This window comes from Actinoplanes sp. HUAS TT8 (assembly GCF_051380535.1).
Classification (GTDB): domain Bacteria; phylum Actinomycetota; class Actinomycetes; order Mycobacteriales; family Micromonosporaceae; genus Actinoplanes.
In genome coordinates this window covers 1655187-1668266 of sequence record NZ_CP195646.1, presented here as the reverse complement: position 1 = coordinate 1668266, position 13080 = coordinate 1655187, and the positions used below count along the sequence as shown (strand labels likewise).

Genomic DNA, 13080 nt, shown 5'->3' with positions numbered 1-13080 from the left:
CCGGTTCACGCGGATCGGCTAGGCTTCGCGGCCGAAGATCCACTCCGGAACCATCCGGTACGGGTCGATTCGACCAATGCGGAGGAAAAGTGGCAGTCACCGCCGACCTGAGCAAGGTTCTCGACAAGTCGTGGCAGGACAAGTCCCTGGAGGAGATCCTGGACGCGCCCGTGGAGGCGCTGGCCGGCGTCAGCGAGAACGGCGGCAAGCTGATTCGCGACGCGCTCGGCGTCAAGACCATCGGTGAGCTCGGCCGCAACAAGTACTTCCGGGCCGCCCAGGCGCTCGCCGCCCTGGCCGACGCCAGCTGAACCCCCTGGGGTGGGGCATCCCCCCGGATGCCTCACCCGCGGGCGGCCGCCTCGTAAAGTGATCGGTCGCACCCGTACCAGGAGGAACAGCGATGACGATCTACGGCCCTGGCGGCGCCGGCACCCGGGAACGCCGCCGTCTGCACCCCGGCGTGCTGACCCTGGTGGGCGCGGCCGCGGTGATAGTCGTGGCCGCCGGCGCGTACGTGGTGATGCGCGATCCGGCCACCGAACCCGTGGCGAGCGCCTCCTCCGTGGCCGCCGCACCGGTCGTCTCCTCGGCCGCGGCCTCGCCCGCCGCCGCCCCGGCGCCGGACGGCCTGGCCACCGGGACGTGGCTGGTCTCGCCGGCCGACGCGAAGGACCGGTATCTGACCGTCACCGGGGAGTACGCGCGGATCGCCGAGGTGCCGGAGCCGCTGACGGTGGTGGCCGGGCTGGCCGACGACTCGTGCTTCACGTTCCGGGACGAGGACGGGAAGTATCTGCGGCACTTCGACTACCGGCTGCGGTTCGACGCCAAGGACGACTCCGAGCTGTTCCGCAAGGACGCGACCTTCTGCGCCGAGGACGATCAACCGGCCGGGTCGTTCCGGGTCCGGTCGATCAACTACCCCGACTTCTTCCTGCACCGGCGGGGCACGGACCTCTACATCGACAAGCCCACCGGTGACGACTCGTTCGAGGCCGAGAGCACGTTCAGCCTCCAGGCCGCGTCCTGACCGGTTCTCACAGGAGGCGGCGGATCTCCCCGTACGCCCGGTAGAAGCCGCCGCGGGCGGCCTCGCGCACGCCGGTGACGACGAAGCGGCTGCCCGGCTCACGGATCCCCTTCGGGAACTGGACGACCCAGTCGTCGTGGTAGCCCGACGACAGCACCCGGATCCGCAGCCGGCCGCCGACGTCGACGCACTCGACGAGCACGCCGTCGGTCGCCTCGTGGATCACCTCGACGGTGGTCGACGGCACGACCGCCTGGATGCGCGGCGGCGCCTTGACGTCGACGGCCTCCGGAATCGTGCCGTCGACAGCCGCCTGGATGGCCGCCTCACTGGCGTCGATGCAGGCGAGCGAGCCGTCGGTGGTGACGATGTAGAGACGCTCGTTGCGGTACTGCATCGAGAAGGCCGAGCCGCAGCCGGTGGAGAGCTTCCACAGCCGGGTGCCGTTGGTGTCGAAGCAGTAGATGGACGACGAGTTGTCGCCGGCGAACACGTACCGCCCGTCCTCGGCGGTGGCGCACGAGTACACCGCGGCGTCGCAGCGGTAGACCTGGCGCTCGCGACCGTCCTTGCCCAGCTCGACGACCTGGCGGGTGGCCGTGCCGGCGTACAGCGTGTCGCGTTCCTGCCAGCCGAACAGGACCGGGCCGGTCTTGGTGTGCCACAGCTCGCGCCCGGTGCGCCAGTCGTAGCTGGTCACGCCGGCCGAGTGGCCGTGATGCACGGCGTCGGCGTCGCAGCGGACCATCCACGCCGCCCGGCCGCAGCCGGGACGCTGCCACAGGAACTCGTCCTCGTGGTCGATGGCCGAGATGCCGCCGTTGGCGTCCGAGACGCCGAGCACGCCGTCGTGGATGTCCAGCCAGTAGATGTCGATCTCCGGGGCGATCCGGTAGGCCAGGCGCGGGATCTTGCCGGACAGGTCGTACACGTTCCCGTCGTCGCAGCCCGCGTAGATCCAGCCGTCGTCGGCGACGATGCACTTCACGCCGTCGGGCAGGCGGAACTGCCGGCGCACGGTGGCGTCGTGCCCGAGCGTGGTGATCAGGCCGCTCTCGTTGCCGACCATGCAGACGTCGTCGTCGACGAAGATGCCGAACGCGGGGCTGCCCGACGCGTAGCGCCACAGGATCGGCGCGCGGGTCGCCGTCGATCGCGTGCTGACGATCTGACGGCGTGACACCGAGCGTTTCGCCCGGCCGCCGGCGACCGCCGGGGCGTACCCCTTGCGGACCTTCTCCCCGATCTTCTTCGACGCCTCGGCCTTCGCCTTCTCCGGCGTGGTGAACGACGACAGCTTGACCTGGCCGCGGTCGCCGATCCGCCCGTAACGGACGGTCAGATCGGTGCCGTCGACGGTCACCTCGTAGAACTTGTGCGCGCTCCCGCTGTCTTCGGAGAGTTCGAGGTACGTCGTGTCGGCAGGCATCACAGCCACCCTTCGCCATGGGCTCGGTCGGAAGATGCTCGGAACCGTAGCGAAGGGGTCTGACAAAAATCAGGACGGCGGGTTGACCTGCGCCGATCGGTCCTCGGCGATGCCGGACAGCCGCACCAGGTCGGCCTCGGTGACGCCCGGATCGGTGCTGGACAACCAGATCACCGACCGCGCCGTCATGTGGACGATCTCGACCCGCCCGGGCCGGTTCCGCTCCAGAGTGGCCGGTTCGCCGTCGATCACGGTGAGCGGCGTGAACCCACAATCCTGAGCGGCCTGCACATAGGTGTCGGCGAAGGAGCTGTCCTTCGCGTAAAAGACGATCTGCTCCCGTACGGACGAGCCCAGCCCCACCACGAGCCAGCCGCGCGCGCCGAGCGCGTACAGGTTCATCTCCGTCGCCCACGGAAACGTCTCGCAGTGCTCCGGCCGCCGCGCCACCCCGGCCCCGCAGGCCTCCCCGCCGAGCACCGCGTAGCGGGCGTTCGTCCCGCCCCGGGCCCCCACGTCCTCGGCCCGCAGCGTCGCCCCGTCCGGGAGCGACGTCACCACCCCGCACGCGCCCGGCGCCACCGTGGCCGCCGTCGCAGCCGGCTCGGACCGCCCGTCGGCGCAGGCCGCGAGCAGGAGAACGGCGATCGCCACCACGGCCACACCGTTGCCAGACATCGATATCCCTGCCCACCCAGCCGCCACTGAAACGAGCCGAGCCTATCGACAGACGTCCACATTCACCCCGAGCTGTCCGAAAGTAGATCCAGTGACCCCGGCCGCTCAGCCATGAGCAGCCAGCAGGTCACGGATCCGCGTGATCGACCGCTGGAAATAGCGGTGGGCCGGTGGGCGCCGCAAGAAGTCCGCCAACGCGTACAGATCAATTGCCCGGCTCAGGTCACGCCAACCCGGCGGCAGAAAGCCTCCCGCGCCCCGGAATCCGTCGATGAACGCCTCGGCGAAGCCGGGCGTCCGCGGATCGCGCAGCATGTTGCCGACATCGGCCAGCGGCGGCCCGCTGAACGCGAACTCCCAATCCAGAACCGAGGAAACCCGATTGTGTACGACGAGCAGATTCTTCGGATTGAAGTCGCTGTGCACGAGCTGCCGGGACCCGTGCAGCACGGCCAGCCGCGGCGTCATCCGGGCGGCGTAGGCCCGCAGGGCGCGCTGCTCGTCGCCGCTCAGGTGCCCGTCCGCGTTGCCCTCGGTGAGGCACCGGTCGACCCACTGATCAAGGCCACTGGCCGGCTCGATGCCCTCCGGGCCGGGCCGCAGAGCGCCGTCGCTGAAAAAGCCCGGCGCATCGAAAGTGACGGTGCCGATACGTGCCAATGTCTCCCCGGCCGAGTGACCGAGTTCGACGATGTCGGTGCTGTCGGTCAACGCGTCACTCATCATCCGGCCCGGCCGGAAACGGGCCAGGAGAACGCCGGGAGCGGTCGCGATCACCTCGGGCACCGCGACGATCCCGGCCAGGCGGCGGGCCAGGGCGGCCTCGACCTCGCCGCGGTCGTCACCCAGGAAACGGCGCAGGACGTAGGAGTTCCCGTCGTCGGTGGTGAGGTGGACATTGTGGTTGCTGTAGCCGCCGGACAACTCACGCGTCTCGATCACGCGTCGTCCGGGCAGCGCCGTCTTCTCGACCCATGCGGTGTTCATCACCCACCAGCATCGCCCTCTCCCGGGTGGGACCCGGAGGAGGGCGGACCCGGCGCGGCGGCTTGTGGCAGGATCGTCGGGAAGAGGTGAGGTGGATGAGGACTCGGCTACGGCACCTGCGTCACGGCTCCCGGGTCTTCACCTGGTCGGCCGAAATTCATCATGTCCGCGGCGACCGCGACTGGCACCGCTGCATCCGCGTCCGGGCCTGGGGCACCGGCAAGACCGGGCAGGCCCTGCAGGCCGACCTGCTGTCGCTGTTCGTCGGCCCGTGGGGCTGCGCGAGCGACGAGTCCTACCCCACCCCGGCCGACGTCCGCGCCCTGATCGAGTACGCGGTGGGCAACGGCTGGGACCCGGCCCGCCGCGGCGGCACGTACGCCCTGTCCGAGCTGCAGCACGTCGACCGCTTCCGCCTCCCCGGCTTCGTCCTCACCGACCGGTTCCGCACCCCCCACGGCGTCGACCCCACCGAACGCGTCCTCGCCGCCCAGCAGCAGGTCTGACCCCTCACGGGGGCGGCGGCCCGGCGACACCGATCAGATCACCGAGGTCGATGCCGAGCCACTGTGCCCGCCCGAACGCGTGCAGCTGCCCGCCCCGGCCGACCATGCGCAGGTCGCGGGCCTCCAGCCCGTCCGGGAGAACCAGCCGGCACCGGCCGGTCTCGGTGATCCGCTGATCGCGGCCGAGCCGCAGCAGCGAGACCACGTCGTAGTCGGCGCCGGGCCGGCCGATGAGGGCGGCGTCCGGGCCGGCCACGAGCAGGAAGTGCGCGTACTCGAACGGCGACCGGCCGAGATCAGTCACCCGGGAACCCCGCACCGAACAGATCCGGAACTCGGTGTACGCGCAGAAGTGCGCGGTCTCCCGGTCCACGTTCAGCGCGTAGCAGTCGAAGATGCTCGGAACACCCGCGTCGTGGGGATAAAGCCAGTCGACGCTCAGGTCGTCGCGGAAACGGGCCAGGCCGTGGCCTTCCGGGCCGGCGCCGCCCATCGCCTCGTCGAAGTAGCTCACCCAGATCAGCCCGTCCGGGGTGGTGAGGACGTCCTCGGCCGCGTCGCCGACGCCGGCCCGGCGCAGGAGTTCGCCGTCCACGCTCCACACCTCGGCGTTGTCCGGGTCGTGCCGGCCGGTCCGGGCCGCCACCAGCAGGATCCGCCCGCCGGGCAGGGGCTGCACGAAGGTCGGCCGGATCTCGGTTGTGATCTCCACCGACCCGGCCGGGTGGCGTTCGCCCGGGCGGTACCAGGCCACCGTCCGACCGGCCGGTTCGGTCCGATGCGGCCACACCGCGTAGGCCAGGCCGTCCGGGCCGACGCCCACGGCCTCGGGGTCCCGGGCCAGCCGGCCGGGATCGGGCCGGTGTGTGGTCCCGAGCCGTCGCAGCGGGGCCACCGGCAGGCGCAGCACCTCCAGGCGGCGCCGCAGACTCTCCTGATCGTTCATCGCGGACGATCATCGCAAGCGGGCAGGATCGGAGCATGGGGAATTCGAGGGTGCCGCCGCTGGCGCCGGAGGTTCAGGTGGCGGTCGCGGCGGCGTTCGGGCTGGGGCGAGTGGTGGCGTGTCAGCCGGTGCAGACCGGGGTGATGAACCTGAACTGGCAGCTCAGCACCGATCGTGGGGTGTTCGCGGTGAAGCGGCTGACCGACCGGTCGCCCGAGGTGGTGCGGGCCGGGCAGACGCTGCTGCCGCGTCTGGCCGGGCGGGGATTTCCGGTGGCCGCGCCGTGGACGACCGCGGACGGCGACAGCATTCTCAGGATCGGCGATTTCGCGTACGCCGTGAACGACTGGATCCTCGGTCGGCACCCGAACGGCGACGACCTGGACGCCGAGGCCCTGGGTGACCTCGTCGGACGGCTTCACGTCGAGCTGGCCGACCTCTGTCCGGCCGCGCCCGGCCGGATGCGCGACTCCCCCGCGACGGTCGACCGGGCGCGGGCCGAGTTGGCGCGGTTCGCCGCTCGGGCCGCGGAGTCCCGCGACGACTTCGATCGTTTCGCCGGGCGGGAGATCCCACGGCGGCTCGACCTGTTGCGGACGATTGCGGACCGCCGCCCGCCGGAGGCCGACCTGGCCCCGTGCGGCTGGACGCACGGGGACCTGAACCGGCTCAACCTGCTGATCGGCGACGACGGGCGGATCAACGGGCTGCTCGACTGGGACCGTCTGGACGTCCGCCCGTACGGTCGGGAGGTCGTCCGCACCGCCACGATCCTGTTCGGCGACGACCTGGAACGGATCGCCGGGTTCGTCCGCGGCTACCGTGAGCGGGTCCCGATCACCGACGAGCAGCTGGCCGACGCCGCCGAGCGCCGCTGGTGGGAGCTGGCCACCGAGACCTGGCCGCTCAAGCGGCACTACGACGCCGGGGACACCTCGTGCGATCACCTGTTCACCACGCGCGGCGCGTACCTCTACTGGTGGACCGACCATCGCCGTGAGGTCAGGGCCGCGATCACGCCGCGCCGGCGTTCCACCGGGTCGAAGTCCTCCGGTGTCGCCCGGTAGCGGTCCTCGAACGCGGCCGGCAGCATCAGTCCTTCCGGGTCCATGTCCTGGAACGACAGGTCGAGGCGCCGCTCGTCGTACTCGGAGTCGGCCGCGGCCGGGAGCTCCCGGATCAGGCCGGCCAGGCCGTTGAGGCCGTAGTACTCGCAGGCCTCGACGGCCGCCCGTAGGTCCTCGGGTTCGAAGCCGACCGCCGCGGCCGCCGCCCCGCCGTTCAGCATCGTGCCGTGGACCAGCAGCAGGGCGCTCAGGTGCCGGTCGCCCGGGCCGCCGCCCCGGTGGGCGCAGGCCCGCTTCCACACCGCGTCGATCACGTTCATGATCTGATCATCGCCGGGTGGTAATCCGGTTGACCCGGATTCGGGCGAATCGGTAGACCGGTCCCATGCCCCTCATCAGCGTCCGGGAATTGACCAAGGAATATGTCCGGACGAAACCGGTGCCGGGCCGGTTCGGCACGGTGCGGACGCTGTTCACGCGGGAGAAGGAGCGCACGCTCGCGGTCGACCACATCGACTTCAGCATCGACGAGGGCGAGATCGTCGGCTATCTCGGGCCGAACGGGGCCGGCAAGTCGACCACGATCAAGCTGCTCACCGGGGTGCTGTGGCCGACGAGCGGGACGGTCGAGGTGGCCGGGCCGGACGGGCCGGTGGTGCCGTGGCGGGACCGGCGGCGGCTGGCGTACCGGATCGGCGTGGTGTTCGGGCAGCGCAGCCAGTTGTGGTGGGACCTGCCGCTGATCGAGTCGTTCCGGCTGATCGGGGCGCTCTATGACGTACCGGATAATCGTTATCGGACGAATCTCGCGCGTCTGAGGAAGCTTCTGGACCTGGACGAGTTCCTGCGGACGCCGGTGCGGCAGCTGAGCCTGGGCCAGCGGATGCGCGGCGACCTGGCCGCGGCCCTGCTCTACGACCCGCCGCTGCTCTACCTGGACGAACCCACGGTCGGGCTGGACGTGCTGGCCAAGGAGACGGTGCGCGGGTTCGTCGCCGAGGCCAACCGCAGCGGCCGCACGACGGTGCTGCTGACCACGCACGACCTGGCCGACGTGGAGCGGTTGTGCCGGCGGATCCTGCTGATCGATCACGGACGGGTGCTCTACGACGGGGCGGTCGACGGGTTGATCGCGCGGTACGCGCCGTACCAGGACGTGCTGGTCCGGCTGGACGGCGAGCAGCCCGGGGAGCGTCTGGACCTGGGCGGGTTCGTCGGTGAGCGCGAGCACGACGGGCGGTGGCGGTTCCGGGTCGGCCGGGACGAGCCGGTGCACCGGCTGCTGACCGCGGCCTCGGCCGGGCATCAGATCCGCGACCTGGCGGTGGAGGAGTCGAACCTGGAGAGCGTCGTCAAGGAGCTCTACCGCGAGCGGCGAAGCGCGTGAGGCGCACCCTGCGGGGCTTTTCCTCGTACGTGCGGACGGCGATCGCGATCCGGATGCAGTACCGCAGCACGGTCTTCGCCTCGCTCGGGGTCACTCTGCTCTGGATCGTGCTGGTCACGCACGTGTGGACGGCCGCCTACCGGGGTCGCGACACGGTCGCCGGGCTGACGCTGGAGAGCACGGTCGTCTACCTGACCCTGGCCAACCTGCAGGCCGCGGTGATCAACACGCCGGTCACCTGGATCATGGCGAGCCGGGTCCGGTCCGGCGAGGTGCTCTTCGACGTGAGCCGGCCGCTGGGCTATCCCGGTCAGATGCTGGCCCTGCAGACCGGCCAGTCGCTGATCCAGATCGTGGTGCTGCTGATCGTCGCGCCGGTGGCCGGGCTGCTCGGCGGGCTGTCGGCGCCGGCCGGGGCCGCGGCCGGGCTGCTCTACCCGGTCGCGCTGCTGCTCGGCTGGGTGCTGAACGCGCTGCTCACGCTCCTGATCGGGATGACCGCGTTCTGGACCGTGGACAACCTCGGGATCGCCGTGCTGTACCGGTTCGTGGCCGCGTTCCTGGCCGGGGCCAGCGTGCCGCTGATCTTCTTCCCGGGGCCGTTGCGGGCGATCGCCGAGGCGTTGCCGTTCCGCTTCGTCGTCTACCAGCCGGCCGCGATCTATATCGGTCAGATCCGTCCGGCCGAGGCGTTCTCCGGGTTCGGTCTGGCGCTGGTCTGGATCGTCGTCCTGTCCGGGCTGCTGGCGCTCGTCTGGCAGCGATCCCTGCGGAAGATCGTGGTGCACGGTGGCTGACCTGCGACGGGAACTCCGCATCTACCTCATGCTGCGCGGGGCGTCGCTGCGCGGCGTGCTCCAGTACCGCGGCAACCTGCTGATGATGGTGCTGGCCGGGGCCGCGTACCAGGGAAGCGGGTTTGCCTTCGTCTGGGCGCTGCTGCACACGTTCGGCACTGTGGCCGGCTGGGGATTAGGACAAATCGCTTTCCTGTACGGCATGAGGCTGCTCTCCCACGCGCTGTGGCTCGTCACCATCGACGGCGTCGGGCAGACCGACTTCCTGATCCGCGAGGGTCAGCTCGACCGGATGCTGCTGCGCCCGGCCGACCTGCTGGCGCAGATGGGCACGTACACCCGCTCGGTCCTGCCGTTCGGGGACCTGACCATGGCGATCCTGGTCTTCGGCGTCGCCCTGACCGTGGCCGACGTCGACTGGTCGCCCGGGTCGATCGTGTTCCTGGTCCTGGCCGTCGTCGGCGGGGCGTTCCTGGAGGCGTCGGTGGTGGTCGTGATCGCCGGGCTGTCGGTGCGCGTGCTGGACACCTGGGCGTACCGGATGCTGATGCTCGACACCATCGACACGCTCGGCTCGTACCCGCTCAGCGTCTTCGGCTCCGGGGTGCAGCGACTGCTGACGTACGTGCTGCCGATCGCGTTCATCGCGTTCCTGCCCGCCTCGGTGATCCTCGGCCGCACCGATCAGCTCGCCGTGCCGGCCTGGCTCGGCCTGCTGTCACCGCTGGTCGGCATCGGACTGTTCGCCCTGGCCCACCGTTTCTGGCGTCATCAGCTGCGCTTCTACCAGGGCGTCGGGCACTGAGCGGCGGGCCAGGCCGGCCAGCAGATCGGCGACCTGCACGCGCGGGTCGTCGCGGGAGTCGGCCATCACCAGGCCGGCCAGCGGGGACACGCCGTCCGGGCCGGCCAGCGCGCGCTGCAGCCGGGTCAGGCGGTCGGCGGTGAGCGCGCTCTGCTCATCGTGGACCACCAGCACGCGCCGCCGGCCGCCGGCCCAGAACAGGACCGTCTCGGCCAGGGCCGGGAGCAGTGGTTCGAGCGGTGGCGGGATCGACCGGTCCTCGGCGTCCAGCCTGGTCACCACGGCTCGGACGTGGATGGGGTCGAGCGCGTCGAGGACCGGGTCGGCCGGCGTTCCCCGTACGAGCAGATCCCGTTGGTGAAAGAAATTGTCGACCCGGGGACCGATCGGCCCGGGGCGCTTGGTCCGGGCCAGCTCGGCGAAGGCGGCCAGGAACGCGTCCCAGGCCGGACCGGTGGGATGACGCGCGAGCGCCTCGATCCGCGGGTCGGGCGCCAGACTCGTCCCGGCCGCGTAGGACGGCTCGGCCAGCAGCAGGTCCACGATCCGGCCGGTCAGGAAGCGCTCCTTGTCGATCCGGTGCACATGGGCGCGACCGGTCAGCGCGGCCAGGAACCGGGCCGGCGCGACACCCGGCCGGCGCAGCAACTGACCGGATTTGAACTCGTGCGGCGAGGCACGGCCCAGCCCGGCGATCAGATCGGCCGCCTCGTCCCGGGTCAGGTCCACACCGGCGTGAGTGATCACCGGGGCGCCCGAACGGAGCAGGTTGGTGCCGGAGAAACCGGACTCGTCGCAGGCGATCTCCACCACGTCACCGGCCACCGCGCCGGTCGGCGGGAGGCCGCCCTGCAACGGCGATCGCACGAGGCCATCCTCGGCCGGTCGCGGGCGCCGGGCAAACCGTTATCCTGGCCGGGACATGGGAGTCACCGCGCACCAGAGCAGTCGACGGCATGAGCAGGTGGAGCACACCCGCCTGCGGATCATCGTGGCCGCCGAGCGGCTCTTCGCCGAGCACGGCGTCTTCTCGGTGTCGAACCGGCAGGTCAGCGAGGCCGCCGGGCAGGGCAACAACGCCGCCGTGAACTATCACTTCGGCACCAAGGCCGACCTGGTCCGGGCGATCATCAAGCGGCACGCCGAGCCGATGGAACAGATCCGCGGCGAGCTGCTGGACCGACACCGCGGCAGCACCGATCTGCGGGACTGGGTGACGTGCGTCGTCCGGCCGTACACGGATCATCTGGCCGCCCTGGGCTCGCCGTGCCGTTATGCCCGGCTGGCCGCGCAACTGATCACCGAGCCGCAGCTGCGGGAGCTGGCCGCGCTGGAGTTCGCCGGGTCGTCGCACCTGATCGAGGTGACCGAGGGGTTGCACCGCTGCCTGCCCGGGCTGCCGCCGTCGGTGCGGGTCGAACGCGACGACATGGCCCACACGCTGATCACGCACCTGTGCGCGCAGCGCGAACGCGGCCTGCCGGAGGACGACGCGGCGGCGGCCGAGGTGTGGTCGGCGACCGCGCTCGGGCTGATCGACGCGATCGAGGGTCTGTATCAGGCGCCCGCCAGTCCACAGTGATCAACATTCATTGGGCAATCACTTGACTTAAAAAGGTCACGCGGCTTAGCTGATCCGGCCCCTCCGGTTCCACCCATAAGGACCACCATGTCCCCCACCTATCAGCCGCGGCGGTACTCCACCCAGCTACTCGCCGAGCTGCGCGCGAAGTACCAGGCGGAACGTGACCGCCGCATCCGCCCGGAGGGCACCGCCCAGTACCGGCGCGCGGCCGGTGAGCTCAGCTCCTACGCCGCCGATCCGTACACCGCGTGGGCCGAGCGGGCGCCGGTCACCGACCGGGTCGACGCGACCGTCATCGGCGGTGGCTTCGGCGGCCTGGTCACCGGGGCGAAACTGCGTCAGGCCGGCGTCAAGAGCCTGCGGATGGTCGACGAGGGCGGCGACTTCGGCGGCACCTGGTACTGGAACCGGTACCCCGGCGTGCACTGCGACATCGAGGCCACGGTCTACATGCCGCTGCTCGAAGAGGTCGGGCACGTCCCGCAGTGGCGCTACGCCCCGGGCGAGGAGATCCGCGCGCACGCGGTCGCCATCGCCGAGAAGTTCGACCTGTACGCCGACACCATGTTCCACACCCGGGTCGTCGAGCTGCGCTGGGACGACGAGGCGGCCGAGTGGACGGTGAGGACCGACCGCGGCGACGAGTACCAGAGCCGGTACGTGGTGATCTCCTCGGGTACGCTGACCCAGCCGAAACTGCCCGGCATCCCCGGCCTGGACGAGTTCACCGGCCACACCTTCCACAGCAGCCGGTGGGACCACGACTACGACCTGAGCGGCAAGCGGGTGGCCGTCGTCGGCACCGGCGCCAGCGCGATCCAGATCGTTCCGGCGATCGCGCCCGAGGTCGACCACCTCTTCGTCTTCCAGCGCACGCCGTCCTCGGTCGACGTCCGCGCCAACCGGCCGACCGACCCCGAGTGGGCCGCGTCGCTGCAGCCGGGCTGGCAGCGGGAGCGGATGGAGAACTTCCTGACCCTGGTCACCGGCGGGCACGTCGCCGAGGACCTGATCGACGACGGCTGGACCGCGACCGCCAAGCTGCAGCGGCAGATGCTCACCGGCACGGTCGACGAGAACCTGACGGCCGAGGAGCGCGAGCACCTCGACGAGCTGGCCGACGCCCGCAAGATGGACGAGCTGCGCTGGCGCATCGACGCGACGGTCACCGACCCGGCGACCGCGGCGATCCTCAAGCCCTGGTACCGGTACATGTGCAAGCGGCCCGCGTTCAGCGACCTCTACCTGGAGACGTTCAACCGGCCCGACGTGACCCTGGTCGACACGGCCGACTTCGGCGGGATCACCGCGATGACCGCCGGCGGGATCAAGGTCGGCGACGACGAGTACGCGGTCGACTGCGTCATCTTCGCGACCGGCTTCGAGGTCGGCATCTCCGGTGTCGTCTCCGGGACGCTGCCGGTCTACGGCCGCGGCGGCCTGCCGCTGCTCGGGCACTGGGCCAAGGGCCCGCGCACGCTGCACGGCTTCTACAGCCACGGCTTCCCGAACCTGTTCCACCTCGGCTCCCTGCAGAACGCCGCCGCGGTCAACTTCACCCACGTGCTGCAGGAACAGGCCACCCACATCGGCGCGCTGATCGGCGAGGCGACCGAGCGCGGCGCCCAGCGGATCGAGCCGACCGCCGAGGCCGAGCAGGGCTGGGTCGACACCATCCGGGAGACCGCCCCGGTCACCTTCAACTTCCAGGCCGAGTGCACGCCGGGCTACTACAACGGCGAGGGCAAGCCGCGCCCGGTGAACAACTCGTTCGGGCCCGGCCCGGTCGTCTTCCACGACCTGCTGCGCCGCTGGCGGGCCGACGGCGGCATGGACGAGGTCCTGCGCTCGTAGAGTCGT

Annotated in this window: 15 protein-coding genes; 9 read left to right on the top strand and 6 right to left on the bottom strand. The window is 70.9% G+C overall.

The genetic code is table 11. From position 1 onward, the window contains the following. Positions 1 to 89: 89 nt before the first annotated feature. Complete coding sequence (locus tag ACSHV8_RS07355) at positions 90 to 311, top strand: hypothetical protein (RefSeq protein ID WP_436530682.1); 222 nt, start codon at positions 90 to 92, stop codon at positions 309 to 311. Positions 312 to 403: 92 nt separating this feature from the next. After that, on the top strand, positions 404 to 1033 hold the full coding sequence (locus ACSHV8_RS07350) for an AbfB domain-containing protein (RefSeq protein ID WP_436530680.1): 630 nt from the start codon (positions 404 to 406) through the stop codon (positions 1031 to 1033). 7 nt (positions 1034 to 1040) lie between these two features. On the opposite strand, the gene ACSHV8_RS07345 is transcribed toward ACSHV8_RS07350, so the two are convergent. From ACSHV8_RS07345 to ACSHV8_RS07335, 3 genes are all read right to left on the bottom strand, one after another. Next, positions 1041 to 2462 (bottom strand): WGR domain-containing protein, encoded by a 1422-nt coding sequence (locus tag ACSHV8_RS07345; protein WP_436530678.1) that lies wholly within the window; start codon positions 2460 to 2462, stop codon positions 1041 to 1043. A 69-nt stretch (positions 2463 to 2531) separates the two neighbouring features. Next, positions 2532 to 3140, bottom strand: a complete 609-nt coding sequence (locus ACSHV8_RS07340) for a hypothetical protein (RefSeq protein WP_436530676.1) — start codon at positions 3138 to 3140, stop codon at positions 2532 to 2534. A 105-nt stretch (positions 3141 to 3245) separates the two neighbouring features. Further along, positions 3246 to 4127: a phosphotransferase family protein gene (locus ACSHV8_RS07335; protein ID WP_436530674.1), complete on the bottom strand. Its 882-nt coding sequence runs from the start codon at positions 4125 to 4127 to the stop codon at positions 3246 to 3248. Positions 4128 to 4222: 95 nt separating this feature from the next. On the opposite strand from ACSHV8_RS07335, the gene ACSHV8_RS07330 reads away from it, so the two are divergent. Further along, entirely contained in the window at positions 4223 to 4633 is a 411-nt protein-coding gene (locus ACSHV8_RS07330) for an integrase (protein ID WP_436530672.1), read from the top strand. Positions 4634 to 4637: 4 nt separating this feature from the next. On the opposite strand, the gene ACSHV8_RS07325 is transcribed toward ACSHV8_RS07330, so the two are convergent. Further along, a complete protein-coding gene (locus ACSHV8_RS07325; RefSeq protein ID WP_436530670.1) occupies positions 4638 to 5579 on the bottom strand; it encodes a hypothetical protein in 942 nt (313 codons plus the stop codon). Positions 5580 to 5614: 35 nt separating this feature from the next. On the opposite strand from ACSHV8_RS07325, the gene ACSHV8_RS07320 reads away from it, so the two are divergent. Continuing rightward, positions 5615 to 6646 (top strand): phosphotransferase, encoded by a 1032-nt coding sequence (locus tag ACSHV8_RS07320; RefSeq protein WP_436530668.1) that lies wholly within the window; start codon positions 5615 to 5617, stop codon positions 6644 to 6646. Here ACSHV8_RS07320 and ACSHV8_RS07315 read toward each other — a convergent pair. Then, positions 6553 to 6966 carry a hypothetical protein gene (locus tag ACSHV8_RS07315; protein ID WP_436530666.1) on the bottom strand — a complete coding sequence of 138 codons (414 nt, stop codon included), beginning with the start codon at positions 6964 to 6966 and terminating at the stop codon, positions 6553 to 6555. The two genes, ACSHV8_RS07320 and ACSHV8_RS07315, sit on opposite strands and share 94 nt — an antisense overlap. Before the next feature lie 65 nt (positions 6967 to 7031). On the opposite strand from ACSHV8_RS07315, the gene ACSHV8_RS07310 reads away from it, so the two are divergent. Genes ACSHV8_RS07310 through ACSHV8_RS07300 form a run of 3 tightly spaced genes read left to right on the top strand, consistent with a single transcriptional unit; the run spans position 7032 to position 9635 of the window. Continuing rightward, on the top strand, positions 7032 to 8033 hold the full coding sequence (locus tag ACSHV8_RS07310) for an ABC transporter ATP-binding protein (protein WP_436530663.1): 1002 nt from the start codon (positions 7032 to 7034) through the stop codon (positions 8031 to 8033). Next, a complete protein-coding gene (locus tag ACSHV8_RS07305) occupies positions 8030 to 8830 on the top strand; it encodes an ABC transporter permease (RefSeq protein WP_436530662.1) in 801 nt (266 codons plus the stop codon). The genes ACSHV8_RS07310 and ACSHV8_RS07305 overlap by 4 nt, the downstream gene beginning before the upstream one ends. Then, positions 8823 to 9635 carry an ABC transporter permease gene (locus ACSHV8_RS07300; RefSeq protein ID WP_436530660.1) on the top strand — a complete coding sequence of 271 codons (813 nt, stop codon included), beginning with the start codon at positions 8823 to 8825 and terminating at the stop codon, positions 9633 to 9635. The genes ACSHV8_RS07305 and ACSHV8_RS07300 overlap by 8 nt, the downstream gene beginning before the upstream one ends. Here ACSHV8_RS07300 and ACSHV8_RS07295 read toward each other — a convergent pair. Continuing rightward, a complete protein-coding gene (locus ACSHV8_RS07295; RefSeq protein ID WP_436530658.1) occupies positions 9549 to 10502 on the bottom strand; it encodes a DUF3800 domain-containing protein in 954 nt (317 codons plus the stop codon). The genes ACSHV8_RS07300 and ACSHV8_RS07295 overlap by 87 nt on opposite strands. A gap of 55 nt (positions 10503 to 10557) precedes the next feature. Here ACSHV8_RS07295 and ACSHV8_RS07290 point away from each other — a divergent pair, with 55 nt between their 5' ends. Together ACSHV8_RS07290 and ACSHV8_RS07285 are read left to right on the top strand one after the other, a co-directional pair. After that, positions 10558 to 11217, top strand: coding sequence for a TetR/AcrR family transcriptional regulator (locus ACSHV8_RS07290; protein WP_436530657.1), 660 nt, complete (start codon positions 10558 to 10560; stop codon positions 11215 to 11217). 87 nt (positions 11218 to 11304) lie between these two features. Next, positions 11305 to 13074 carry a flavin-containing monooxygenase gene (locus tag ACSHV8_RS07285; protein ID WP_436530655.1) on the top strand — a complete coding sequence of 590 codons (1770 nt, stop codon included), beginning with the start codon at positions 11305 to 11307 and terminating at the stop codon, positions 13072 to 13074. The last annotated feature ends 6 nt before the right edge of the window (positions 13075 to 13080 follow it).